Here is a 23,896-nt window from a genome sequence, read left to right as displayed (position 1 = left end):
TCATGGCGAAAAAAATCAAACTCCTGATGGTCGACAACTACGACTCGTTCACCTTCAACATCGTGCAGTATTTTGGTGAGCTGGGCGCGGAGGTGGAGGTGTTTCGTAACGACGAAATCACCCTAGAGGGGATTGCCGCGCGGCAACCTGATCGCTTGGTGATTTCACCTGGCCCTTGTTCGCCTGCCGAGGCGGGCATTTCGGTGGCGGCGATTCAACATTTCGCGGGCAAGTTGCCCATTTTGGGCGTGTGTCTGGGGCACCAGAGCATTGGCGCAGCGTTTGGCGGCAAGATTGTTCGTGCGCAAAAGCTGATGCACGGCAAAACCAGTGTCATCACGACCACCCAAGAAGGTGTTTTTGCAGACTTGCCGCAGCAATTCACCGTCAACCGATACCACTCGCTGGCGATTGAGCGGGCCACCTGTCCGCCCTGCCTGAAGGTGACGGCATGGACCGAAGATGGCGAAATCATGGGCGTGCGTCACACCGAACTCGACATTGAGGGGGTGCAATTCCATCCCGAATCCATCTTGACCGAACACGGTCACGCGATGCTCAAGAACTTTCTGGAACGGCCATGATCGATTTGCGCAGCGACACCGTCACCCAGCCCACTGCGGCGATGCGGGAAGCCATGCTCACAGCCCCTCTGGGTGACGATGTGTTTGGTGATGACCCCACGGTCAATGCCTTGCAAGAACGCATCGCGCAGATCACCGGCAAAGAGGCCGCCTTGTTCATGCCCTCTGGGACGCAAAGCAATCTGTGCGCCTTGATGGCGCATTGCGAACGAGGCGACGAGTACATCGTGGGACAAAACGCCCACACCTACCGCTATGAAGGTGGTGGGGCGGCTGTTTTGGGCAGCATCCAGCCGCAGCCGCTCGTACAAAACGCGCAAGGCGAAATGGCGCTGACCGACATCGCGGCAGCCATCAAACCGATCGACTGTCACTTTGCGCGCACGCGCTTGCTGGCGTTGGAGAACACTTGGAACGGGCACGTCATGCCGCAAGACTACCTGGCGCAAGCCACACAGCTGGCCAGGCAGCACGGTTTGACCACACATCTGGATGGTGCCCGATTGTTCAATGCGGCGGTTGCCGACGCCCAAGGCGGTGCGGTGATGGACAGCGTTCGCCGCATCGTGGACCATTTCGACAGCGTGTCGGTGTGCTTCAGCAAAGGCTTGGGCGCGCCGGTGGGCTCGGCCCTGTGTGGCTCGCGTGAACTGATCGCCAAAGCGCTTCGTTGGCGCAAGGTGCTGGGCGGTGGTTTGCGGCAGTCGGGTGTGTTGGCGGCAGCGGCTTTGCACGCGCTGGATCACCATGTCGATCGATTGGCCGACGACCATGCTTTGGCACAGCGTCTGGCGCAAGGCCTGCAGGGCATAGAGGGTTTGCACGTGCGCTCGGCCCAGACCAACATCGTGTTTGTGGAGGTGGCCGATGGCCGAGGCCCGGCGCTACTGGAAGCCTTGAAAGCCCAGGGCGTTCTGGCCACGGGGCTGATCGGTTTGCGCTTTGTCACGCATCTGAATGTAGACCTAGCAGGCATTGACCATGCGTTGGACTGTATTCGTCAATTCATGCGCAAACAAACCCGCGAAGCGGCGCAAGGTCTTGTGCGCTCAGGCGTTTACTGAGCCGCATCAACCATGCCGGACGCACAGCAACTCTGGATGTTCATGGTGGCGGGCGTGCTGCTCAATCTCACGCCAGGACCTGATGTGCTTTTCATCGTCAGCCAGTCTTTGCGTGGCGGTGTGCGTGCAGGCTTGGTGGCAGCATGTGGCATCACGGCCGGGTGTTTTGTGCATGTGGCGGCAGCGGCTTTGGGCGTGGGAGCCTTGCTGGCCACTTCTGCCGCAGCTTTTAACGCGATCAAATGGTTGGGGGCGGCTTACCTGATGTGGATCGGCGTGCGTTTGCTGTGGACCACTGTCAAGCTGGTCAACGTGTCCTGGGATGCAGGTGGTATCTTGCCGGCCCAGGGTGCGCGCACGAAGACGCCCGAAGCCGCTGCTTTGCGTTGGGTTTTCCTCAAGGCGTTTACCACCAATGTCTTGAACCCCAAAGTGGCCTTGTTTTTTTTGGCCCTCGTGCCGCAATTCATTCCGACCAATACGCCTGATCCCGCATGGACCTTTGTGTTGCTCGGGTGTTTGTTCAATTTCAATGGCTTGCTGATTTGCATGGCCTGGGCGCTGGCAGCCTCTTGGTTGTCCCAACGTGCTCGCTTGTTGCAGCGTGGATTGCAACACCTTGACCGCTTGACGGGCTTCATGTTTGTGGGCTTCGGTCTCAAGCTGGCCTTGACGGAAGCGCCCACGCATTGACGCGTTCAACCTCTTCGATTCATCGCAAGGAAACCCTATGCCCATCACCCCCCAGGAAGCGTTGCAACGCACCATCGAGCACCGCGAGATTTTTCATGACGAGATGCTCAAAATCATGCGCATGATCATGAATGGCGAGTTGTCGCCCGTCATGACTGCCGCATTGTTGACGGGTTTGCGCGTTAAAAAAGAAACCATTGGCGAGATCACTGCCGCAGCCCAGGTCATGCGCGAGTTCTCGACCAAAGTGCATGTGGCCGATGCCACGCACTTGGTCGACATCGTTGGAACGGGAGGTGACGGCGCTCACACTTTCAACATCTCGACCTGCGCCATGTTTGTGGCCGCTGCTGCTGGGGCTAAAACCGCCAAACATGGTGGGCGCAGCGTCAGCAGCAAATCGGGCAGCGCCGATGTGGTTGAGGCCCTGGGTGGCAACATCAATCTGTCGCCTGAGCAAATCGCACGCTCCATCGAAAAGGTCGGCATTGGCTTCATGTTTGCGCCTAACCACCATCCGGCCATGAAAAACGTGGCTCCGGTGCGCAAAGAGCTGGGTGTGCGCACCATTTTTAACATCCTCGGGCCGCTGACCAATCCGGCCAGTGCTCCCAACATTCTGATGGGCGTGTTCCATTCAGATTTGGTGGGCATCCAGGTGCGTGCCTTGCAACGTCTGGGTGCCCAGCATGCGGTGGTGGTTTATGGCCGTGATGGCATGGACGAAATCAGCTTGGGTGCAGCCACTTTGGTGGGCGAGCTTAAAAACGGCCAGATCACAGAATACGAAATTCACCCCGAAGATTTTGGTTTGACCATGGCCAGCAACCGGGCCTTGAAAGTGGACACGCCTGAGCAGTCGATGGCGATGTTGCGCGGCGTGCTGGACAATCAGCCCGGTGCAGCAAGGGACATCGTCATGATCAATGCCGGTGCTGCTTTGTATGCGGCCAATGTGGCTGACAGCATTGCCGACGGCTTGGCGCGCGCCCGTGTGGCCATTGAGTCCGGGGCAGCCAAAGCCAAGCTGGCGCAATTTGTGGCCTTTGGCCAATCGGCGGTTTGACCCATGTGGCAAGGTGAAGGTGTGTGGATCGCCTTGGGCGTCTCTGCTTTGTTTGTGGTGGTCGGGTTGGTGATGCACCGCATTTTTGTTCGAATTTTGAAAAACGGTGCCACCGAGCCCGTACAGGAAAAAAACCATGACTGACATCCTTGACCAAATCATCGCAGTCAAGCGTGAGGAAGTTGCCGCGGCACAAAAGCAGAAACCCATGGCCGTGGTGCGGGCTGATGCTGAGAGCCGTGTACTGACCCGAGACTTTGAGGGGGCCATGCGCGCCAAAATTGCCGCAGGACAAGCTGCTGTGATCGCCGAAATCAAAAAAGCCAGTCCATCCAAGGGCGTGCTGCGCGCTGAGTTCATTCCTGCTGACATTGCGCAAAGCTATGCCGAGCATGGAGCGGCTTGTTTGTCTGTCTTGACAGACAAACAGTTCTTTCAGGGCAGTGTGGACTTTCTGAAACAAGCCCGAGCCAGTTGCGACTTGCCCGTGTTGCGCAAGGATTTCATGATCGATGCCTACCAGGTGTATGAAGCCCGGGCGATGGGGGCTGACGCCATTTTGCTGATCGCTGCCTGCTTGGACGATGCGCAAATGGCTGACATGGAGGCCGTGGCCCGCAGCTTGGACATGGCTGTGCTGGTGGAGGTGCACGACCGCGCTGAGCTTGACCGCGCGCTGAAGCTGAAAACCCGCTTGGTCGGGATCAACAACCGCAATCTGAAAACCTTCGAAGTCTCCCTGCAGAGCACCCTTGACTTGTTGCCCTGTGTGCCCGCCGACCGTTTGTTGGTGACCGAAAGCGGTATTCAGACGGTCGAAGACGTCAAGCGCATGCGCGAAGCCAAGGTGCATGCCTTTTTGGTGGGCGAGGCATTTATGCGTGCAGCCGAGCCCGGTGAGGCCTTGGCCAAGCTATTTGGCTGATGTCCAGCGTGTCGGCTCAACAAAGCTTGGGTTTTGAAGACGCGCCTATGGCCGCTGGGCGTCTGTTGCAGTGGCCGCCCGATTTGCTGGCGCTCAATGCCGATTGGGCTTTGTTGGTTCGGGCTTTCCTGGCTTCGCCAGATGGACTGTCCTTGTCAGCGCATTTGGTCGATGCGCTGGCGGCTGGAAAGATGGTTTATCCGCCAGAGCCATTCAGGGCGCTGACCTTGACTCCATTGAGTCAGGTGCGGGTGGTGATTCTGGGGCAAGACCCTTACCACGGCCCAGGCCAGGCAGAGGGCTTGGCATTTTCGGTGTCTCATGGCGTACGCCTACCCCCCAGCTTGCGGAATATTTTCAAAGAGTTGCAGCGAAGCCTTGGTCTTCCTGCTCCTGTCCATGGATCTTTGGAGCGGTGGGCCCGGCAAGGTGTGTTGTTGCTGAACACCTGTTTAACTGTAGAGGCCGGGCAGGCGGCCAGTCACGCCCGTTGGGGTTGGGCGAGTTTGACCGATGCGCTGGTCTCTTCCGTGGCAAAAAGCCAGCACCCGGTCGTGTTCATGCTGTGGGGCGCTCATGCACAGGCTAAAAAGCAGTTGATCGATGCCGTAGACCCGCAGGGGCGGCATTTGATTTTGCAAGCCAATCACCCGTCACCGTTATCGGCCATGCGGCCGCCTGTGCCTTTCATAGGTTGCGGTCACTTCTTGCAAGCGAACGCATTTTGGGCGCGAATCGGAGAAAAACCTGTCGAATGGTGAAAAAGTTGTGATCGAACTTGCGGCGGATCAAAAAAGGATGGCATAATCTGAGACTCGCTTCTGGAGGGGTGCCCGAGTGGCTAAAGGGGGCAGACTGTAAATCTGTTGGCTTACGCCTACACTGGTTCGAATCCAGTCTCCTCCACCAGCAAACTGGCTTATGTCGGTTGATTTGAGTAATTGGAAATGGTTCCAAGCATTGGCGTCGCATCCACTCGTGCGGCGCAATCAGTGCGGGAGTAGTTTAATGGTAGAACCTTAGCCTTCCAAGCTAATGACACGGGTTCGATTCCCGTTTCCCGCTCCAGTCATCCGGTTGAGTTTGTAAGAAGATTTTGCCCTTGTGGCTCAGTGGTAGAGCACTCCCTTGGTAAGGGAGAGGTCGCGGGTCCGATTCCCGCCAAGGGCACCAGTTTTGGGGCGCGCAATGCAGGTTGTGCGCCCTCTGTCTTGGTTGTTGACCACTACTTTCGGAGTCGAAGATATGGCAAAAGAGAAATTCGAACGGACCAAACCCCACGTCAACGTGGGCACCATCGGTCACGTTGACCACGGCAAAACCACACTGACAGCTGCTATCACGACCGTGTTGGCAGTCAAATTTGGTGGTTCGGCCAAGGCGTACGACCAGATCGACGCAGCACCCGAAGAAAAAGCCCGTGGTATCACGATCAACACTGCGCACGTGGAGTACGAAACCGCAAATCGTCACTACGCTCACGTTGACTGCCCAGGCCACGCTGACTATGTGAAAAACATGATCACTGGTGCTGCTCAGATGGACGGCGCTATTTTGGTTTGCTCCGCTGCTGACGGCCCAATGCCTCAGACCCGTGAGCACATCTTGTTGGCTCGTCAGGTGGGCGTGCCTTACATCATCGTGTTCCTGAACAAGTGCGACATGGTGGACGACGCTGAATTGTTGGAATTGGTCGAGATGGAAGTTCGCGAACTCCTGTCCAAGTACGATTTCCCAGGCGACGACACACCGATCATCCAGGGTTCTGCCAAGTTGGCTCTCGAAGGCGACAAAGGCCCATTGGGTGAAGAAGCCATCATGAAGTTGGCTGATGCACTGGACAACTACATCCCTACGCCTGAGCGTGCCGTGGACGGCGCCTTCTTGATGCCTGTGGAAGACGTGTTCTCCATCTCTGGTCGCGGCACTGTGGTGACTGGCCGTATCGAGCGCGGTATTGTCAAAGTTGGCGAAGAAATCGAAATCGTGGGTATCAAAGACACTGTCAAGACCACTTGCACAGGCGTTGAGATGTTCCGCAAGCTGCTGGACCAAGGTCAAGCTGGCGACAACGTCGGTATCTTGTTGCGCGGCACCAAGCGCGAAGACGTCGAGCGCGGCCAAGTGCTGTGCAAGCCAGGCTCGATCAAGCCACACACCCACTTCACGGGCGAGATCTATGTCTTGTCCAAAGACGAAGGTGGCCGTCACACGCCTTTCTTCAACAACTACCGTCCGCAGTTTTACTTCCGTACGACTGACGTGACCGGTGCGATCGAATTGCCAGAAGGTAAAGAGATGGTGATGCCTGGTGACAACGTGTCGATCACTGTGAAGTTGATCAACCCCATTGCGATGGAAGAAGGCTTGCGCTTCGCCATCCGCGAAGGTGGCCGCACGGTTGGTGCTGGCGTCGTTGCCAAGATCATCGCTTAAAGGTTTCATGTAGGGGTATAGCTCAATTGGCAGAGCGTCGGTCTCCAAAACCGAAGGTTGTAGGTTCGATTCCTACTGCCCCTGCCACCTGAAAAGGTGGATTTTCAAGCCCGCTAGACTCTAGCGGGCTTCCTTGTCTGATAAGAGTCCTCTTGAAAGAGGGCTCAACAAAGGTTTTAAGCCGTATGGCAACGTCCGAAGTTCAAACCGTGAGTGCTACCGGTGACAAGATGCGTCTGGCATTGGCTGGCGCACTGGTCATTGCTGCATTGGTGGCTTATTACATGTTGGCCGGCAAAGGCAGCTTGGCCCAATGGGGTGGCCTGTTGTTGGGCTTGGTGGCAGCGATTGTGGTTTTCTTCACGTCTGAATCGGGCCGTCAACTGATCGCTTTTGGCCGTGATGCCGTGCGTGAAGTCAAGAAAGTGGTCTGGCCTGAGCGCAAAGAAGCCATGCAGATCACGGCTTATGTCTTTGCCTTTGTGGTGGTGATGGCCCTGTTTCTGTGGCTCACCGACAAAACTCTGGAATGGGTTTTTTACGATCTGATTCTCGGGTGGAAAAAATAATGAACGATGCAGTAGTCAACGCGCCGATGGCGGGCTCCTCTACCAACCCAGACCTGAAGTGGTATGTGGTTCATGCCTATTCCGGCATGGAAAAAGCGGTTGAGCGCAACATCATTGAGCGGATCGCACGCTCGGGCATGGAGACCAAGTTTGGTCGCATTTTGGTTCCAACCGAAGAGGTTGTGGAAGTCAAAAATGGCCAAAAGCGGACGACCGAACGCAAATTTTTCCCTGGTTACGTGCTGGTGGAAATGGTGATGGACGATGAAACTTGGCATTTGGTCAAGCACACCAACAAGGTCACTGGGTTTGTGGGGGGCGCCAAAAACCGTCCAGCGCCAATTTCTGAAGCAGACGTTCAGAAAATTGTGAGTCAGATGCAAGAGGGCACTGATAAGCCGCGCCACAAAGTCGAATTTGAGGTGGGTGAGTACATCCGCGTCAAAGAAGGTCCATTCACGGATTTCAACGGAACGGTTGAAGAAGTCAATTACGAGCGCAACAAGATGCGTGTTTCTGTCACCATTTTTGGTCGCGCTACACCGGTTGAGCTCGAGTTCGGTCAAGTCGAAAAAACGTAAATTTTTGCTCAGAACCTGACTGGTTTATTTGTTTTCTGTTTGGTGCTTCCCGACTCGGCACCCAACAATATTTCTGAGTCGTTAACCCCGGGGAGCTCCAGACCGACAGGTCTTGGGCGTTAAAACCCGCAAGGAGAAAAGCATGGCGAAAAAAATCGTCGGCTTCATCAAGCTGCAAGTGCCAGCTGGTAAAGCCAATCCATCGCCACCAATTGGCCCAGCATTGGGTCAACGTGGTTTGAACATCATGGAATTCTGCAAGGCGTTCAACGCCCAGACCCAAGGCGTTGAGCCGGGCCTGCCATTGCCAGTGGTCATCACTGCGTTTGCAGACAAGTCCTTCACCTTCATCATCAAGACGCCGCCTGCAGCTACCTTGATCAAGAAGTCCATCAAGATCGACAAGGCTTCGACCAAGCCAGGTCTGGAAAAGGTTGGCAAGATCACCCGCGCTCAGCTGGAAGAAATCGCCAAAACCAAGATGAAAGATCTGACTGCCGCCGACATGGACGCAGCCGTTCGCACCATCGCTGGTACTGCCCGCTCCATGGGCGTGAATGTGGAGGGCGTGTAAATGTCCAAACTCACTAAAAAGCAAAAAGCCTTTGTTGGCAAAGTGGACAGCAACAAGCTGTACCCATTGGCCGACGCTTTGGTCATCGTCAAAGAGTGCGCCAATGCCAAATTCGATGAGTCCATCGACGTGGCTGTGCAACTCGGCATCGATGCCAAGAAGTCTGACCAAGTGGTTCGCGGCGCTGTCGTGTTGCCTAACGGCACTGGTAAAACTGCCCGCGTGGCTGTGTTCGCACAAGGTGCAAAGGCTGACGAAGCCCGCGCCGCTGGTGCTGACATCGTCGGCATGGACGATTTGGCCGCGATGGTCAAAGCGGGTGACATGCCATTCGACGTGGTGATTGCTGCTCCTGACGCGATGCGCGTTGTGGGTACTTTGGGTCAGATTTTGGGCCCACGTGGCTTGATGCCTAACCCCAAAGTCGGCACCGTCACGCCTGACGTCGCTACCGCTGTGCGCAATGCCAAAGCTGGTCAAGTCCAGTTCCGCGTTGACAAAGCCGGTATCGTGCACGGCACCATTGGCCGTCGTTCATTCGACTCCGACAAGTTGCAAGGCAACTTGGCTGCATTGATCGAAGCCTTGGTGAAAGCCAAGCCTGCGACCAGCAAAGGTGTTTACCTGCGCAAAGTGGCCGTGTCTTCGACCATGGGTGTGGGCGTTCGCGTCGACACACAATCCATCGCAGCTTGATTGCGTGAAATTTGAGTCAACCGTCAGGTTGGCTCGATGTGGTGGGCTGCAGTCTTTGTCAAAAAAGGCGGCAGGCCATCCAAGACCGTTGGTGCACACATCGCTGTGCTTAATCAACAAACTTTCGGCTTTAGTTGAGGGTTTGGGCCAACGCAGATGGCGATCCCGCTGCAGATGGATGAATATCCAAAACAGTTGGTCGCTGCAAATAGGCGTGTTTCAGGGGTGACCCGAAAAACACATATAAAGGAGTAGACCTTGAGTCTGAATCGCAGTGAGAAAGAAGCGGTCATTTCCGAAGTGACCGACCTCGCCGCTAAAGCTCAAACGCTGGTGATGGCGGAATACCGTGGTATCACGGTCGCTGACATGACAAACTTGCGCGTCAAAGCTCGCAGCCTCGGCGTTTCGCTGACGGTGTTGAAAAACACTTTGGCTCGCCGTGCTGTGACAGGTACGCAGTTTGAAATTGTTGCCGATCAGATGACCGGCCCGCTGATCTATGGCTTCTCTGAAGATGCAGTAGCTGCCGCCAAAGTGGTAGCTGACTTTGCGAAAACCAACGACAAGTTGGTGATTCGTGCAGGTGCATTTGCAGGTAAAGCTCTGGACGTCAATGGCGTTAAGCAATTGGCAAGCATCCCTTCGAAAGAAGTGTTGTTGGCTCAGTTGTGTGGCTTGCTGATGTCGCCAATGTCCCGCACCGCAGTGGTGTTGGGTGCTCTGGCGGCCAAAAAAGGCGAAGGCGAAGCTGTTGCCGCTTAAGGCCAGCGTTCGTGTTTTAACCAATTGTTAGGAAATAAAAATGGCATTCGATAAAGACGCATTTTTGACCGCGCTGGACAGCATGACGGTCATGGAACTCAACGACCTGGTGAAAGCCATCGAAGAGAAGTTTGGCGTGAGCGCTGCCGCTATGGCCGCTCCTGCTGCTGCTGGTGGCGGTGCCGCTGCTGCTGCAGAAGAGAAGACAGAATTCAACGTGGTGTTGTTGGAAGCTGGCGCGAACAAAGTGTCCGTGATTAAAGCTGTGCGCGAAATCACAGGCTTGGGCTTGAAAGAAGCCAAAGACCTGGTGGACGGCGCTCCTAAGGCGGTCAAAGAAGCCCTGCCAAAAGCTGACGCTGAAGCCGCTAAGAAAAAGCTGGAAGAAGCTGGCGCCAAGGCCGAACTGAAGTAATTCAGTCTTGTTCCAAGGCTGGAGTGTCCGCAAGGGCCTCCAGCCTTTGGTGCTTGAAGAGCACACTGAAAAACAGCGCGGAAAGAGCTGTTTTTCAGTGTTTTCTGACCCGACTGCAGAAAACCCTTGGTTCGGGTTGCGTGCAATGCGCAATCGTCCGCCAACGCTGGTAGAGGCCAGCCGCCAAGCCCGTTGAATGAGCTTAAAACTCGTTCAACACACAGTTCTGAAAGATCAAGCCCGGAGATCTCATGGCCTATTCATACACCGAACGCAAGCGAATCCGCAAAAGTTTCGGCAGCCGCGAAAGCGTGCTCGAAGTTCCTTACCTGCTGCAAATGCAAAAAGACGCTTACACGTCCTTCTTGCAAGCGGGTGTTGTTTCATCCAAACGCACACACGAAGGCCTGCAAGCCGCATTTGAGTCGGCCTTCCCGATCGTGTCCCACAATGGTTTTGTGGAGATGAAGTTTGTCGAATACAACCTGGCCAAGCCAGCGTTTGACGTTCGTGAATGCCAGACTCGTGGCCTGACTTTCTCTTCAGCTGTACGCGCACGTGTTCAGCTCATCATTTACGACCGCGATTCTTCGACATCACAGTCCAAAGTGGTCAAGGAAGTCAAAGAGCAAGAGGTCTACATGGGCGAAGTGCCTTTGATGACCGACAAAGGCTCTTTCATCATCAACGGTACAGAGCGCGTGATCGTGTCTCAGTTGCACCGTTCGCCAGGCGTGTTCTTTGAACACGACAAGGGCAAAACACACAGCTCGGGCAAGTTGCTTTTCTCGGCACGCATCATCCCTTACCGTGGTTCGTGGCTCGACTTTGAATTCGACCCGAAAGACATCCTGTATTTCCGTGTTGACCGTCGCCGCAAGATGCCCGTTTCGATTTTGTTGAAGGCCATTGGCCTGAACCAAGAGTCGATCCTCGCCAACTTCTTCGTCAACGATAACTTCCGTCTGATGGACAGTGGCGCACAAATGGAATTTGTCGCCGAGCGTCTGCGCGGCGAAGTGGCCCGTTTTGACATCACCGACAAGTCCGGCAAAGTGGTGGTGGCCAAAGACAAGCGGATCACCGTGCGTCACACCCGTGAACTCGAGCAATCGGGTACCACACACATCAGCGTGCCAGAAGACTACTTGCTCGGCCGCGTTGTGGCTCGCAGCATTGTCGAAGCGGACACGGGCGAAATCATTGCCAAGGCCAACGAAGAGTTGACTGAAGCGCTTCTGAAAAAGCTGCGCACATCGGGCATTCAAGACCTGCCCTGCATTTACACGAACGAACTCGATCAGGGCGCGTACATCTCGCAAACCCTGCGCATTGACGAAACCGTTGATGAGTTCGCTGCACGCGTGGCCATCTACCGCATGATGCGTCCTGGCGAGCCGCCAACTGAAGACGCTGTGCAAGCCTTGTTCCAGCGCTTGTTCTACAACCCCGACACTTACGACTTGTCGCGTGTCGGCCGCATGAAGTTCAACGCCCGTGTGGGTCGTCCAGACTCCACAGGTCCGATGGTGCTGACCAACGAAGACATCTTGGCTGTGGTCAAGATTTTGGTGGACTTGCGCAACGGCAATGGCGAAGTCGATGACATCGACCACTTGGGCAACCGCCGCGTTCGTTGCGTGGGCGAATTGGCCGAAAACCAATACCGCACAGGTTTGGCTCGTATCGAAAAGGCCGTGAAAGAGCGTTTGGGTCAAGCTGAGCAAGAGCCGTTGATGCCACACGACTTGATCAACTCCAAGCCGATTTCTGCTGCCCTGAAAGAGTTCTTCGGTGCATCACAGTTGTCGCAGTTCATGGACCAGACCAACCCGTTGGCTGAGATCACCCACAAGCGCCGTGTTTCGGCCCTTGGCCCAGGTGGTTTGACCCGCGAACGTGCAGGCTTTGAAGTGCGTGATGTGCACGTGACCCACTACGGTCGCGTTTGCCCTATTGAAACGCCTGAAGGTCCAAACATTGGTTTGATCAACTCGCTGGCTTTGTACGCCCGCTTGAACGAGTACGGTTTCATCGAGACGCCATACCGCCAAGTGATCGATGGCAAAGTCACGATGAACATCGACTACCTGTCGGCCATCGAAGAAGGCAAATACGTCATCGCCCAGGCCAATGCGGCTTTGGACAAAGACGGCAAGCTGACCGGTGACTTGGTTTCTGCCCGTGAAAAAGGCGAATCCATCCTGTGTGGTGCCGAGCGCATTCAGTACATGGACGTGTCGCCTGCCCAGATCGTGTCCGTTGCGGCATCGCTGGTGCCTTTCTTGGAGCACGATGACGCCAACCGCGCTTTGATGGGTGCCAACATGTCGCGCCAGGCCGTGCCTGTGCTGCGCCCTGAAAAGCCCATGGTCGGCACCGGTATCGAGCGCGTTGCAGCGGTCGACTCCGGTACCGTTGTGACGGCTACACGTGGCGGTATCGTGGACTACGTTGACGCCACCCGCATCGTGATTCGGGTGAACGACGCCGAAGCATTGGCCGGTGAAGTGGGTGTGGATATCTACAACCTGATCAAGTACCAGCGTTCCAACCAGAACACCAACATCCACCAGCGTCCTATCGTCAAACGTGGCGACAAGCTGGCCAAAGGTGACGTGATTGCCGACGGTGCATCGACCGACCTGGGCGAAATCGCCATTGGTCAGAACATGCTGATCGCTTTCATGCCTTGGAACGGCTACAACTTCGAAGATTCGATCCTGATCTCGGAACGTGTCGTGTCGGAAGACCGCTACACCTCGATCCACATCGAAGAACTCGTGGTCATGGCACGTGACACCAAGTTGGGCGCCGAAGAAATTTCGCGCGACATTCCCAACCTGTCCGAGCAACAACTGGGACGTCTGGACGACTCCGGCATCATCTATGTGGGTGCAGAAGTGCAACCCGGCGATGTGCTGGTCGGCAAGGTCACGCCAAAAGGCGAGACCACACTGACGCCAGAAGAGAAATTGTTGCGCGCCATCTTCGGCGAAAAAGCCAGTGACGTGAAAGACACATCACTGCGCGTGGATCAAGGCTCGCAAGGCACTGTGATTGACGTGCAGGTCTTCACCCGTGAAGGCATCGTGCGCGACAAGCGCGCACAGCAGATCATCGACGACGAACTCAAGCGTTTCCGTCTGGACCTGAACGACCAGTTGCGCATTGTGGAAGCCGATGCATTTGACCGTATCGAGAAATTGCTGGTGGGCCGAGTGGCCAACGGTGGTCCTCAGAAACTGGCCAAAGGCACGAAGCTCGACAAGGCCTACATGGAGTCGGTCGAGAAGTTCCACTGGTTCGACATTCGTCCAGCAGAAGACGACGTGGCGATGCAACTCGAGTCCATCAAGAACTCGTTGGAGCAAACCCGTCACAGCTTTGACTTGTCTTTTGAAGAAAAGCGCAAGAAGCTCACACAAGGCGACGAGTTGCCTGCAGGCGTGCTGAAAATGGTCAAGGTCTATTTGGCCGTCAAGCGTCGCTTGCAGCCTGGTGACAAGATGGCCGGCCGTCACGGTAACAAAGGTGTGGTCTCCAAGATCGTTCCGGTCGAAGACATGCCTTACATGGCCGACGGCACACCTGCCGACATCGTGTTGAACCCCTTGGGTGTTCCTTCACGTATGAACGTGGGTCAGGTGCTCGAAGTTCACTTGGGTTGGGCCGGCAAAGGCATTGGCCACCGCATTGGCAACATGCTGCAAGCTGAAACGCAGCGTCTGGAAAAGATTGCCGAATTGCGCAAGCTGTTCGAGCAGTTGTACAACAGCATGGGCCGCAAGGAAGATTTGTCGCAACTGAGCGATGACGAAGTCCTGGCAATGGCCGACAACCTCAAAGAAGGTTTCCCATTCGCGACGCCCGTTTTCGACGGCGCTGCAGAAGAAGAAATCCGCGCGATGTTGCATCTGGCGTATCCAGAAGACCTGGCCAAGGCCAAGGGTCTGACCGCTACTCGCACACAAGCCAACTTGTTTGACGGCCGCACAGGCGATGCCTTTGACCGTCCAACCACCATTGGTTACATGCACTTCTTGAAACTGCACCATTTGGTGGACGACAAGATGCACGCGCGTTCGACCGGTCCTTACAGCTTGGTCACACAGCAGCCGCTGGGTGGTAAAGCGCAGTTCGGTGGTCAGCGTTTCGGTGAGATGGAGGTGTGGGCTTTGGAAGCGTACGGCGCCTCTTACGTTCTGCAAGAGATGCTCACCGTGAAGTCGGACGACGTGCAAGGCCGTACCAAGGTGTACGAAAGCATCGTCAAAGGCGAACACTCCATCGAAGCGGGCATGCCCGAATCGTTCAACGTGCTGGTCAAGGAAATCCGTTCGCTGGGCCTTGACATCGAGCTCGAGCGTTCTTAATTCACAGGCAAAGGATTTAAACCATGAAATCACTACTCGACCTGTTCAAGCAGTTCACGCCCGATGACCACTTCGATGCGATTCGCATCGGCCTGGCATCGCCCGAGAAGATCCGTTCGTGGTCTTTCGGCGAAGTGAAAAAACCGGAAACCATCAACTACCGTACTTTCAAGCCCGAGCGCGATGGTCTGTTTTGCGCCAAGATTTTTGGCCCTATCAAAGACTACGAATGCTTGTGCGGCAAGTACAAGCGACTCAAGCACCGTGGCGTGATTTGCGAGAAGTGCGGCGTTGAAGTCACACAGACCAAAGTGCGTCGCGAGCGCATGGGCCATATCGATCTGGCCGCCCCTTGCGCCCACATCTGGTTCCTGAAATCGCTGCCATCGCGTTTGGGCCTGGTGCTCGACATGACATTGCGCGACATCGAACGCGTGTTGTACTTTGAAGCGTATGTCGTGACCGATCCTGGCATGACCCCGCTGAAGAAGTTCGGCATCATGTCCGAAGACGACTACGACGCCAAAGTCAAAGAGTACGGTGATGAATTCACGGCCAAGATGGGCGCTGAAGGCATTCGCGAGTTGCTCGAAGGCATCGACATCGAAAGCGAAATCGAGCGCCTGCGTGGCGACTTGACCGGCTCTGAGCTCAAGGTCAAGAAGAACTCCAAGCGCCTGAAAGTGCTGGAAGCGTTCAAGAAGTCGGGCATCAAGCCCGGCTGGATGGTGCTTGAAGTGCTGCCCGTGTTGCCACCGGACTTGCGTCCATTGGTGCCGCTGGATGGCGGTCGCTTTGCGACTTCCGACCTGAACGATTTGTACCGCCGCGTCATCAACCGCAACAGCCGCCTGCGCCGTTTGCTGGAGTTGAAGGCCCCCGAGATCATCGCGCGCAACGAAAAGCGCATGTTGCAAGAAGCCGTGGACAGCTTGCTGGACAACGGCCGTCGCGGCAAGGCCATGACCGGTGCCAACAAGCGCGCCCTGAAGTCTTTGGCCGACATGATCAAAGGCAAGAGTGGTCGTTTCCGCCAGAACTTGCTGGGCAAGCGCGTCGACTACTCTGGTCGTTCCGTCATCACCGTGGGCCCAACCCTCAAGCTGCACCAGTGCGGTTTGCCCAAGTTGATGGCCATCGAGCTGTTCAAGCCCTTCATCTTTGCGCGTCTCGAAGCCATGGGCATCGCCACCACCATCAAGGCCGCCAAGAAAGAAGTCGAAGCCGGCACCCCCGTGGTGTGGGACATCTTGGAAGAGGTCATCAAAGAGCACCCCGTGATGCTCAACCGTGCGCCTACGCTGCACCGTTTGGGCATTCAGGCTTTTGAGCCCTTGCTGATCGAAGGCAAAGCCATTCAGTTGCACCCCCTCGTTTGCGCGGCCTTCAACGCCGACTTCGACGGTGACCAGATGGCCGTTCACGTGCCTTTGTCGGTCGAAGCCCAGATGGAAGCCCGCACTTTGATGCTGGCCTCGAACAACATCTTGTTCCCCGCTTCTGGCGAGCCCTCCATCGTGCCGTCGCAAGACGTGGTGCTGGGTCTTTACTACGCCACGCGTGACCGTATCAACGCCAGGGGCGAAGGCCTGATCTTTGCCGACATCGGCGAAGTGCAGCGCGCGCTGGATGCGGATGCTGTCGAGTTGAGTGCCAAGATCAACGTGCGCATGACCGAGTGGACCAAAGACAAAGTCACGGGTGAATTCACTTCATCGGTGTCGATGGTTGAAACCACAGTCGGTCGTGCATTGCTGTCGGAAATTTTGCCTAAGGGCTTGCCCTTCTCGAACCTGAACAAGGCCCTCAAGAAGAAAGAAATTTCCAAGCTGATCAACACATCATTCCGCAAGTGCGGTTTGAAAGAGACCGTGGTGTTCGCCGACAAGCTGTTGCAAAACGGTTTCCGCCTGGCCACACGCGCCGGTATCTCGATTGGTATCGACGACATGTTGGTGCCGCCAGAGAAGCCAGCCATCATTGAGGCCGCCGAGAAAGAAGTCAAAGACATCGAGCAGCAATACGTCTCCGGTCTGGTGACTGCTGGCGAGCGCTACAACAAAGTGGTCGATATCTGGGGCAAAGCCGGTGACGTCGTGTCCAAGGTGATGATGGATCAGCTGCGCAAAGAGCGGACCATTGACCGCCATGGCAACGAAGTCGATCAGGAATCGTTCAACTCGATTTACATGATGGCCGACTCCGGTGCTCGCGGTTCTGCAGCGCAGATTCGTCAGCTGGCTGGCATGCGTGGTCTGATGGCCAAGCCTGATGGCTCGATCATTGAGACGCCCATCACGGCGAACTTCCGTGAAGGTCTGAACGTGTTGCAGTACTTCATCTCGACACACGGCGCCCGTAAAGGTCTGGCCGATACGGCTTTGAAGACCGCCAACTCGGGTTACCTGACCCGTCGTCTGGTCGACGTCACACAAGATCTTGTTGTGACCGAGCTGGATTGCGGTACCTCTGACGGTTCGCTGATGCGCGCCATCGTCGAAGGTGGTGAAGTCATTGAGTCGCTGCGTGACCGTATCTTGGGTCGCACCGTGGCCGATGATGTCTTGCACCCTGAAAACCGTTCTGTTTTGGCTGCAGCGGGCGTCATGCTCGATGAAGACCTGATCGACGAACTGGAAGCCGTTGGTGTTGACGAAGTCAAGGTGCGTACAGCGCTGACTTGTGCCACACGTTTTGGCCTGTGCGCCAAGTGCTATGGCCGTGATTTGGGCCGTGGTGGCTTGGTCAACAACGGTGAAGCTGTGGGTGTGATTGCTGCTCAGTCCATCGGTGAACCCGGTACCCAGCTGACCATGCGTACCTTCCACATCGGTGGTGCAGCTTCGCGTGCCGCAGTGGCCTCCAGTGTAGAAGCCAAGTCCAACGGCATCATCGGCTTCAATGCCACGATGCGTTATGTGACCAACACCAAAGGTGAGCTGGTGGTGATTTCCCGTTCTGGTGAAATCGTGATCAGCGAACACGGCCGTGAGCGCGAGCGTCACAAAGTGCCTTACGGTGCGATCCTGGCCATCAAGGCAGACCAGACCATCAAGGCTGGCACCATCTTGGCCAACTGGGATCCATTGACCCGCCCGATCATCACCGAATTCGCCGGTCAGGTGAAGTTCGAGAACGTCGAAGAGGGCATGACCGTTGCCAAGCAGCTCGACGAAGTGACCGGCCTGTCCACTTTGGTGGTCATCGACCCCAAGCGCCGTGGTGCAGCCAAGGTCATCCGTCCTCAGGTCAAACTGATCGACGCGCAAGGTAAAGAAGTCAAGATCCCCGGCACCGATCACTCGGTGACGATTGGCTTCCAGATCGGCTCCTTGATTCAGGTGCGCGACGGCATGGATGTGGGCCCAGGCGAGGTGCTGGCCCGTATTCCGGTCGAAGGTCAGAAGACCCGAGACATTACCGGCGGTTTGCCCCGTGTGGCCGAACTGTTCGAAGCCCGTACGCCCAAAGACAAAGGCATGTTGGCCGAGATCACGGGTACCGTGTCCTTTGGTAAGGAAACCAAAGGCAAGGTCCGCTTGCAGATCACCGATCCAGAAGGCAAGGTCTGGGATGAACTGATCCCCAAAGAGAAGAACATCCTGGTGCACGAAGGCCAAGTGGTCAACAAAGGCGAGAGCATTGTGGACGGCCCAGCCGACCCACAAGACATCTTGCGCCTGTTGGGCATCGAAGAGCTGGCACGCTACATCGTCGACGAAGTGCAGGACGTTTACCGCTTGCAAGGCGTGAAGATCAACGACAAGCACATCGAAGTGATTGTTCGTCAGATGTTGCGCCGTGTGGTGGTCGAGAACATCGGTGATTCGACCTACATCTCTGGTGAGCAGGTCGAGCGTTCCGAGATGCTCAACACCAATGACGCGCTGCAAAGTGAAGGCAAAATTCCTGCGACATTCAGCAACTTGTTGCTGGGTATCACCAAGGCATCTTTGTCGACAGACTCGTTCATCTCGGCCGCTTCCTTCCAGGAAACGACCCGTGTGTTGACCGAAGCGGCCATCATGGGCAAGCGCGACGAGTTGCGTGGTCTGAAGGAAAACGTGATCGTGGGTCGCTTGATTCCTGCAGGTACTGGCTTGGCTTATCACAAAGCCCGTGCGGTCAAGGATGCGATGGACGACGCAGAGCGCCGTGCCATTGCCGACGCTGAAGCGGCGGACTTGGCGGGCCAGTCGACCGAAGACGCCGTCACAGACGCAGGCGAAGCTGCCTGAGTAACGCGTTCACCTTTTACAAGGTGAGCAACGTGAACAGCCCCTGCACCGTTTGGCGGTCAGGGGCTGTTTTTATGTGACGGTTCAACGGAGGTGAAACCATGGGTGCATTGATCTTTGGCTTGTTGCTCGCAATCGCCTTGTTTTGGGCGGTGGGTGCGCACAACCGCTTGGTTCGGCTGCGTGCTGAGGTTGTTCGGCAATGGAGCAGTGTGGATGCGGTTTGGTTGCGTTTGCTGGTTCGCATGCAAGGCGGTATTGCAGCTCGGCAGTCGCTTGCTATTGGCGCAGGGACAGACGATCTGCAAGCGCTGCAACTGGCGTGCGATGAATTGTTGGAGGCGCTGTCGCAGGCCCGCTTACAGCCATTGGACAATGAAAGCCAGAAGCAAGTGGCGATACAGCATCAAAAAGTGCTGACCGAGATCCGCCTGATTCTGCAAACCGCGAGCGAGGCAGTCAAGCCTGATCTGGACATTGCCTTGAACCGGATGCGGCAAACGCTGCCCGCTGCGCTCATCCCGTACCATGTGGCGGTGGCGGCATACAACGATGCGCTGGCCATGCGACCTGCGTCGTGGCTGGCCAGACGTTTGAACCTCAAACCCGCCACGCGAATGGATCTGTCCATGGGCACTGCCTGAGTGCCGCTAGAAACCAACCATGACACAAGCGCCATCTCACGTACAGACATTTCCTGGGCAGTCCCCACCTTTGCGGCGTTTGCTGCAAGCCACTGCGTCCGCGGTACAGGCGACACGTCAGGGGCGCTCCCTGACCGCGCAACTGGAAAGTGTTCCGCACGAGTTGCGGCCAGGGGTTCAGGCTTTGAGTTTTCAGGCGTTGAGGCAACTTGGCCGTGCGACCGCCTTGCGTGAACTGCTGGCAGCCAAAACACCCCCGCCTGCGGTAGACGCCTTGTTGTGCACGGCATTGGCCTTGTGCTGGAACGATGCGGATGCGCCGTACCCAATTCACACCTTGGTCAATCAGGCCGTAGAGGCTGCACGCAAACAGAGGCAAACCCAAGCCCAGAGCGGTTTCATCAATGCCTGTCTTCGGCGCTTTATGCGTGAGCACGACACCTTGGTGCGGCAGACCGACACCGATCCACAGTCGCAATGGAATCACCCGCGCTGGTGGGTTGAGCGCTTGCAGACAGATCATCCGCAGCATTGGCAGCAACTGTTGACGCTGGCACAAAAGCCCGCACCCATGACGCTGAGGGTCAATACCCGGTTTCATACCGTTGGCGCGTACCAACAGCAGTTGGTCGCCATGGGTGTGGCCGCCCAAGCCGTTGGATCGCAGGGCTTACAACTGACCAAGGCATTGCCCGTGCACCTTTTGCCTGGATTTTCAGAAGGGCATGTTTCTGTGCAAGATGCAGCAGCCCAAGTGGCAGCCCCCTTGCTCATGCAGGGGATGGACGCCACGAAATCTTGGAAAATTCTGGATGCCTGCGCCGCACCGGGCGGTAAAACCGGACATTTGTTGGAGTTGTATCCCCAAGCCCATGTGCTGGCGCTGGATGTGGATGAGTCTCGCTGCGAACGGATTCACCAGAATTTACAGCGTTTGGCCCTGTCCGCCGAGGTTCGTGCGGCCGATGCGGGGCACCCTGCGCAATGGTGGGACGGCAATCCGTTTGACGCTATCTTGCTCGATGCGCCTTGCACGGCATCGGGCATCGTGCGCCGGCATCCCGATGTGCGGTGGCTGCGCAGGCCCACAGACAGTGGGCAATTGGCTAAAACGCAAGCAGCACTGCTCAAGGCCCTTTGGCCTTTGCTGGTGCCAGGTGGTCGGCTTCTTTACTGCACCTGCTCGGTCTTCAAGGCCGAGGGGGATGAAACCGTGCAAGCGTTTCTTCAGCGCAACACTGATGCGCTGTTGCACCTCTCTCCGGGGCATTTGATACCGGGGCAGGCACCAATTGGCCTGCCAGTCGAGCACAATCCATTGGGTGAACATGATGGGTTTTATTACGCACTGCTGGAAAAGCGTCAGGGCTGAGCTCTGGCGCATGGCTTGCTGGGTCCTGGGGGCCTGGCTGCTTGTCGCGTCATCCGCTTGGGCGCAAAACTCGGTGGCAGAGTTGACGGAGCTGCGTGCAGAACGGCGCGAAGCGGCACTGTATTTGACAGCCCAGCTCAAGCTGGAGTTAGCGGCGGCCGTCGAAGACGCACTCATGAAAGGGTTTGCCGTGCATTTTGTTGCCGAAGCCGAGGTCATGCGTGACCGCTGGTATTGGTACGACCGCAAAATTGGCACCGCAACACGTTATTACAGACTGGCTTTTCAGCCACTGACTCGTCGTTGGCGTCTGAATGTCTCACACGAGCCGATTTCAGGTGCGGGCTTGGCGGGCAGCATTTCTCAGAACTTCGAAACGTTGCCTGAAGCCCTGAATGTGATCCGTCGTCAATCCGGCTGGAAAGTGGCCGACATGGCAGACCTGGACCTCGAGGCTCGGCAATACATTGCGTACCGTTTCAGACTGGACATTTCTCAGCTGCCCCGTCCTTTCCAAATCGCCGCAGGCAGCCAAGCCGAGTGGACCTTGGTGGTGGCCAAGCAAATACGCCTGACAACAGACATGGTGCGTTGAGATGGGGATCTCTTTCGGTCGATTACAAAAGAAATCGCAACAAGCCTCGCGAATCAGCCGATGGTTGTTGGGCTTGGGTGCTTTGTCAATGGTCGTGATCGGTTTGGGCTTGCTCGTGTTGATGACCCAAGCCACAGGCAACCGTGAAAGGTACAACCAGAATTACGAATGGCTGGCGCTGATCAATGTCGTTGTGGCCAGTGGTTTGTTGATCACCATCCTGTGGGGGTCTGTTCGGCTGTTGCTGCGCCTAAAGCGTGGCCAATTCGGGTCACGTTTGTTGGTCAAGTTGGCGGGCATCTTTGCGTTGGTTGGCGTGATCCCCGGCGTGCTGATTTATGTAGTGTCCTATCAGTTCGTCTCGCGCTCGATTGAAAGCTGGTTCGATGTCAAAGTGGAAGCTGCGCTGGTTGCGGGCCTGAATCTGGGGCGCGCCACTCTGGACACCTTGAGCAATGACCTGACCAAACAAGCGCGTGTTGCCGCCACCCAATTGAGTGATGTCTCCGACGTGAGCGCGGGCATCGCGTTGGAAAAAATGCGCGAACAACTGGGTGTCAGTGATGCCGTGTTGTGGACCGCCACTGGACGCATGGTCGCGAGTGCGGGGCAATCGAGATTCCAAATTCGACCCGAACGCCCCCCAGCCCAGCAGATCAGGGATGCGCGCCAAAAAGGCAGCGTTGAGTGGGTCGAGGGGTTTGACGAAGCCATTCCAGGAAGCGACAAAGGGCGCATCAAAGTGTTGGTCTTGTTGCCCCAATCCGGCCTTTCCTTTGATGCTGAGCGGCGCTTGTTGCAAGTGACGCAAGAAGTGCCCCCGACCCTGGTCAACAACGCGTTGGAAGTGCAGTCGGCTTATCGCGAATACCAGGAGCGTGCTTTGGCTCGTGAAGGCCTGCGACGCATGTACATCGGCACGCTGACCCTCAGTTTGTTTTTGGCCGTTCTTGGTGCCATCTTGTTGGCCGTGGTGTTGGGCAATCAATTGGCTCGCCCTCTGTTGTTGTTGGCTCATGGCATGCGCCAAGTGGCGGCGGGTGATTTGACGCCCAAACTCGCGTTGCAAGGCAAAGATGAACTCGGGGGGTTGACCCGGTCATTCGCAGACATGACACAACAGCTTTCAGATGCCCGAACCAACGTGCAGCGCAGTCTGCTTCAGCTGGATACGGCGCGTGGCAATTTGCAAACCATTTTGGATAACTTGACCGCAGGCGTCATGGTGATTGATGCCCAAGGGGTGATCCAGTCTGCCAATCCTGGAGCCACTCGAATTTTGCGGGTGCCTGTGGCAACTCATCAAGGGCTGCCGCTCGTCAGCTTGCCTGCTTTGCAAGGGTTTGCGCAAGGGGTGTCAGAACAGTTTGCCATGCTCCGATTAGACAAAGATGCCCATGAGTTGGACCATTGGCAGAAGTCGTTCGAAATTCATGCGACAGGTCAGGGGTTGACGGAGACTGCGGTGACCTTGTTGGCGCGTGGTGCGGTGCTGCCAGACGGCATGCGCCTGTTGGTGTTTGATGACATTTCTGAAATCGTCTCGGCGGAACGTGCACAAGCCTGGGGCGAAGTGGCCAGGCGCTTGGCGCATGAAATCAAAAATCCCTTGACGCCGATACAGTTGTCGGCCGAACGGCTTCAGCGAAAGCTGATGGGCAAGCTCGATGCGCAAGACGATGCTGTGCTCACCAAGTCGGTCAAGACCATCGTCGACCAGGTCGACGCCATGAAAAGACTGGTCAATGAGTTCCGTGACTACGCCCGTTTGCCATCGGCCGATCTGAAACCCGTGCAGATGAATGACTTGATTGCTGACTTGATGGTGTTGTACGCCAATGAGCCATCTGACCAAATCCATCGGGCTCCAGTCGTCACTGAGCTGGACCCCGCTTGCCCAGTCATTTTGGGTGACGAACAGCAGTTGCGCCAGGTGATACACAACCTGCTTCAAAATGCACAGGATGCATGTGAGTTAAAGGGCGAAGTACTGAAAGACGCTCGCGTTGGCGTGCGCACAGAGTGGAACGCGCTGCGCAGTCGGGTTCGTTTGATCGTGACCGACACAGGGCCAGGTTTTGAGCAGAATATTCTCAAGCGCGCCTTTGAGCCTTATGTGACGACCAAAGCCAAGGGCACAGGTTTGGGCTTGGCCGTTGTCAAGAAAATCGCAGATGAGCATGGCGCCAAAATTGAGCTGAGCAACGTGTTGCAAGACGGCGAAATCAAAGGGGCGCAAGTCTCGCTATCATTCGCACTTGCGACAACAATGGGTGGATTGAATCCGCCCGCTTATTGAACAG

At 56.2% G+C, this 23,896-nt stretch carries 20 protein-coding genes and 4 tRNA genes; all 24 read left to right on the top strand.

The window, feature by feature from the left end; genetic code table 11:
* Positions 1-2: 2 nt before the first annotated feature.
* The 24 genes from ACZ5RG_RS12755 to ACZ5RG_RS12640 all read left to right on the top strand — a co-directional run bounded on the left by ACZ5RG_RS12755 (position 3) and on the right by ACZ5RG_RS12640 (position 23,892).
* Positions 3-584, top strand: a complete 582-nt coding sequence (locus ACZ5RG_RS12755) for an anthranilate synthase component II (protein ID WP_464447260.1) — start codon at positions 3-5, stop codon at positions 582-584.
* Complete coding sequence (gene ltaE, locus ACZ5RG_RS12750) at positions 581-1,648, top strand: low-specificity L-threonine aldolase (RefSeq protein WP_464447259.1); 1,068 nt, start codon at positions 581-583, stop codon at positions 1,646-1,648. Before ACZ5RG_RS12755 ends, ltaE begins: the two co-directional genes overlap by 4 nt.
* A 12-nt stretch (positions 1,649-1,660) precedes the next feature.
* Positions 1,661-2,341 (top strand): LysE family translocator, encoded by a 681-nt coding sequence (locus ACZ5RG_RS12745; protein WP_464447258.1) that lies wholly within the window; start codon positions 1,661-1,663, stop codon positions 2,339-2,341.
* A gap of 37 nt (positions 2,342-2,378) precedes the next feature.
* Positions 2,379-3,407 carry an anthranilate phosphoribosyltransferase gene (gene trpD, locus ACZ5RG_RS12740; RefSeq protein ID WP_298597725.1) on the top strand — a complete coding sequence of 343 codons (1,029 nt, stop codon included), beginning with the start codon at positions 2,379-2,381 and terminating at the stop codon, positions 3,405-3,407.
* A gap of 3 nt (positions 3,408-3,410) precedes the next feature.
* A complete protein-coding gene (locus tag ACZ5RG_RS12735; RefSeq protein ID WP_298597728.1) occupies positions 3,411-3,551 on the top strand; it encodes a hypothetical protein in 141 nt (46 codons plus the stop codon).
* Entirely contained in the window at positions 3,544-4,332 is a 789-nt protein-coding gene (gene trpC, locus ACZ5RG_RS12730) for an indole-3-glycerol phosphate synthase TrpC (RefSeq protein ID WP_298597731.1), read from the top strand. Before ACZ5RG_RS12735 ends, trpC begins: the two co-directional genes overlap by 8 nt.
* On the top strand, positions 4,332-5,093 hold the full coding sequence (locus tag ACZ5RG_RS12725) for a uracil-DNA glycosylase (protein ID WP_409418289.1): 762 nt from the start codon (positions 4,332-4,334) through the stop codon (positions 5,091-5,093). The genes trpC and ACZ5RG_RS12725 overlap by 1 nt, the downstream gene beginning before the upstream one ends.
* Before the next feature lie 62 nt (positions 5,094-5,155).
* Positions 5,156-5,241: transfer RNA gene (locus tag ACZ5RG_RS12720), tRNA-Tyr, on the top strand.
* A gap of 85 nt (positions 5,242-5,326) precedes the next feature.
* A tRNA-Gly gene (locus ACZ5RG_RS12715) sits at positions 5,327-5,400 on the top strand.
* 30 nt (positions 5,401-5,430) lie between these two features.
* Positions 5,431-5,505, top strand: a tRNA-Thr gene (locus ACZ5RG_RS12710).
* A 72-nt stretch (positions 5,506-5,577) separates the two neighbouring features.
* The gene (gene tuf, locus ACZ5RG_RS12705) at positions 5,578-6,768 is read left to right on the top strand and encodes an elongation factor Tu (RefSeq protein WP_298602839.1); all 1,191 of its coding nucleotides are present in this window, start codon (positions 5,578-5,580) and stop codon (positions 6,766-6,768) included.
* Positions 6,769-6,779: 11 nt separating this feature from the next.
* Positions 6,780-6,855: transfer RNA gene (locus ACZ5RG_RS12700), tRNA-Trp, on the top strand.
* 98 nt (positions 6,856-6,953) lie between these two features.
* A complete protein-coding gene (gene secE / locus ACZ5RG_RS12695) occupies positions 6,954-7,337 on the top strand; it encodes a preprotein translocase subunit SecE (RefSeq protein ID WP_315135151.1) in 384 nt (127 codons plus the stop codon).
* Positions 7,337-7,918, top strand: coding sequence for a transcription termination/antitermination protein NusG (gene nusG / locus ACZ5RG_RS12690; protein ID WP_019430861.1), 582 nt, complete (start codon positions 7,337-7,339; stop codon positions 7,916-7,918). Before secE ends, nusG begins: the two co-directional genes overlap by 1 nt.
* A 142-nt stretch (positions 7,919-8,060) precedes the next feature.
* Positions 8,061-8,492, top strand: a complete 432-nt coding sequence (rplK, locus tag ACZ5RG_RS12685) for a 50S ribosomal protein L11 (RefSeq protein WP_019430860.1) — start codon at positions 8,061-8,063, stop codon at positions 8,490-8,492.
* Entirely contained in the window at positions 8,493-9,188 is a 696-nt protein-coding gene (rplA, locus tag ACZ5RG_RS12680; RefSeq protein WP_019430859.1) for a 50S ribosomal protein L1, read from the top strand.
* A 258-nt stretch (positions 9,189-9,446) separates the two neighbouring features.
* Positions 9,447-9,953 (top strand): 50S ribosomal protein L10, encoded by a 507-nt coding sequence (gene rplJ, locus ACZ5RG_RS12675; RefSeq protein ID WP_026036809.1) that lies wholly within the window; start codon positions 9,447-9,449, stop codon positions 9,951-9,953.
* 40 nt (positions 9,954-9,993) lie between these two features.
* Positions 9,994-10,368 (top strand): 50S ribosomal protein L7/L12, encoded by a 375-nt coding sequence (gene rplL, locus ACZ5RG_RS12670; protein WP_315135155.1) that lies wholly within the window; start codon positions 9,994-9,996, stop codon positions 10,366-10,368.
* A 251-nt stretch (positions 10,369-10,619) separates the two neighbouring features.
* A complete protein-coding gene (gene rpoB, locus ACZ5RG_RS12665; RefSeq protein WP_315135157.1) occupies positions 10,620-14,744 on the top strand; it encodes a DNA-directed RNA polymerase subunit beta in 4,125 nt (1,374 codons plus the stop codon).
* A gap of 23 nt (positions 14,745-14,767) precedes the next feature.
* Positions 14,768-18,982 carry a DNA-directed RNA polymerase subunit beta' gene (gene rpoC, locus ACZ5RG_RS12660; protein WP_298601363.1) on the top strand — a complete coding sequence of 1,405 codons (4,215 nt, stop codon included), beginning with the start codon at positions 14,768-14,770 and terminating at the stop codon, positions 18,980-18,982.
* A 101-nt stretch (positions 18,983-19,083) separates the two neighbouring features.
* A complete protein-coding gene (locus ACZ5RG_RS12655; RefSeq protein WP_298601366.1) occupies positions 19,084-19,626 on the top strand; it encodes a LemA family protein in 543 nt (180 codons plus the stop codon).
* 19 nt (positions 19,627-19,645) lie between these two features.
* Positions 19,646-20,998, top strand: coding sequence for a 16S rRNA (cytosine(967)-C(5))-methyltransferase RsmB (rsmB, locus tag ACZ5RG_RS12650; protein WP_464447257.1), 1,353 nt, complete (start codon positions 19,646-19,648; stop codon positions 20,996-20,998).
* A 10-nt stretch (positions 20,999-21,008) separates the two neighbouring features.
* Positions 21,009-21,593, top strand: a complete 585-nt coding sequence (locus ACZ5RG_RS12645; RefSeq protein WP_298601372.1) for a DUF4390 domain-containing protein — start codon at positions 21,009-21,011, stop codon at positions 21,591-21,593.
* Between the two features lies 1 nt (position 21,594).
* Positions 21,595-23,892, top strand: a complete 2,298-nt coding sequence (locus ACZ5RG_RS12640) for a sensor histidine kinase (RefSeq protein ID WP_464447256.1) — start codon at positions 21,595-21,597, stop codon at positions 23,890-23,892.
* Positions 23,893-23,896 lie beyond the last annotated feature (4 nt).

The sequence above is a fragment of the Limnohabitans sp. TEGF005 genome (assembly GCF_055394835.1).
The sequence above is the reverse complement of the archived record's forward strand: the minus strand, read 5'-3'. Positions and strand labels throughout refer to the sequence as shown.

Excerpts from the sequence above, each read along its gene's own strand:
- ACZ5RG_RS12755 (WP_464447260.1), top strand. The coding sequence starts at position 3 with ATGGCGAAAAAAATCAAACTCCTGATGGTCGACAACTACGACTCGTTC.
- ltaE (WP_464447259.1), top strand. The coding sequence starts at position 581 with ATGATCGATTTGCGCAGCGACACCGTCACCCAGCCCACTGCGGCGATG.
- ACZ5RG_RS12745 (WP_464447258.1), top strand. The coding sequence starts at position 1,661 with ATGCCGGACGCACAGCAACTCTGGATGTTCATGGTGGCGGGCGTGCTG.
- trpD (WP_298597725.1), top strand. The coding sequence starts at position 2,379 with ATGCCCATCACCCCCCAGGAAGCGTTGCAACGCACCATCGAGCACCGC.
- ACZ5RG_RS12735 (WP_298597728.1), top strand. The coding sequence starts at position 3,411 with ATGTGGCAAGGTGAAGGTGTGTGGATCGCCTTGGGCGTCTCTGCTTTG.
- trpC (WP_298597731.1), top strand. The coding sequence starts at position 3,544 with ATGACTGACATCCTTGACCAAATCATCGCAGTCAAGCGTGAGGAAGTT.
- ACZ5RG_RS12725 (WP_409418289.1), top strand. The coding sequence starts at position 4,332 with ATGTCCAGCGTGTCGGCTCAACAAAGCTTGGGTTTTGAAGACGCGCCT.
- tuf (WP_298602839.1), top strand. The coding sequence starts at position 5,578 with ATGGCAAAAGAGAAATTCGAACGGACCAAACCCCACGTCAACGTGGGC.
- secE (WP_315135151.1), top strand. The coding sequence starts at position 6,954 with ATGGCAACGTCCGAAGTTCAAACCGTGAGTGCTACCGGTGACAAGATG.
- nusG (WP_019430861.1), top strand. The coding sequence starts at position 7,337 with ATGAACGATGCAGTAGTCAACGCGCCGATGGCGGGCTCCTCTACCAAC.
- rplK (WP_019430860.1), top strand. The coding sequence starts at position 8,061 with ATGGCGAAAAAAATCGTCGGCTTCATCAAGCTGCAAGTGCCAGCTGGT.
- rplA (WP_019430859.1), top strand. The coding sequence starts at position 8,493 with ATGTCCAAACTCACTAAAAAGCAAAAAGCCTTTGTTGGCAAAGTGGAC.
- rplL (WP_315135155.1), top strand. The coding sequence starts at position 9,994 with ATGGCATTCGATAAAGACGCATTTTTGACCGCGCTGGACAGCATGACG.
- rpoB (WP_315135157.1), top strand. The coding sequence starts at position 10,620 with ATGGCCTATTCATACACCGAACGCAAGCGAATCCGCAAAAGTTTCGGC.
- rpoC (WP_298601363.1), top strand. The coding sequence starts at position 14,768 with ATGAAATCACTACTCGACCTGTTCAAGCAGTTCACGCCCGATGACCAC.
- ACZ5RG_RS12655 (WP_298601366.1), top strand. The coding sequence starts at position 19,084 with ATGGGTGCATTGATCTTTGGCTTGTTGCTCGCAATCGCCTTGTTTTGG.
- rsmB (WP_464447257.1), top strand. The coding sequence starts at position 19,646 with ATGACACAAGCGCCATCTCACGTACAGACATTTCCTGGGCAGTCCCCA.
- ACZ5RG_RS12645 (WP_298601372.1), top strand. The coding sequence starts at position 21,009 with ATGGCTTGCTGGGTCCTGGGGGCCTGGCTGCTTGTCGCGTCATCCGCT.
- ACZ5RG_RS12640 (WP_464447256.1), top strand. The coding sequence starts at position 21,595 with ATGGGGATCTCTTTCGGTCGATTACAAAAGAAATCGCAACAAGCCTCG.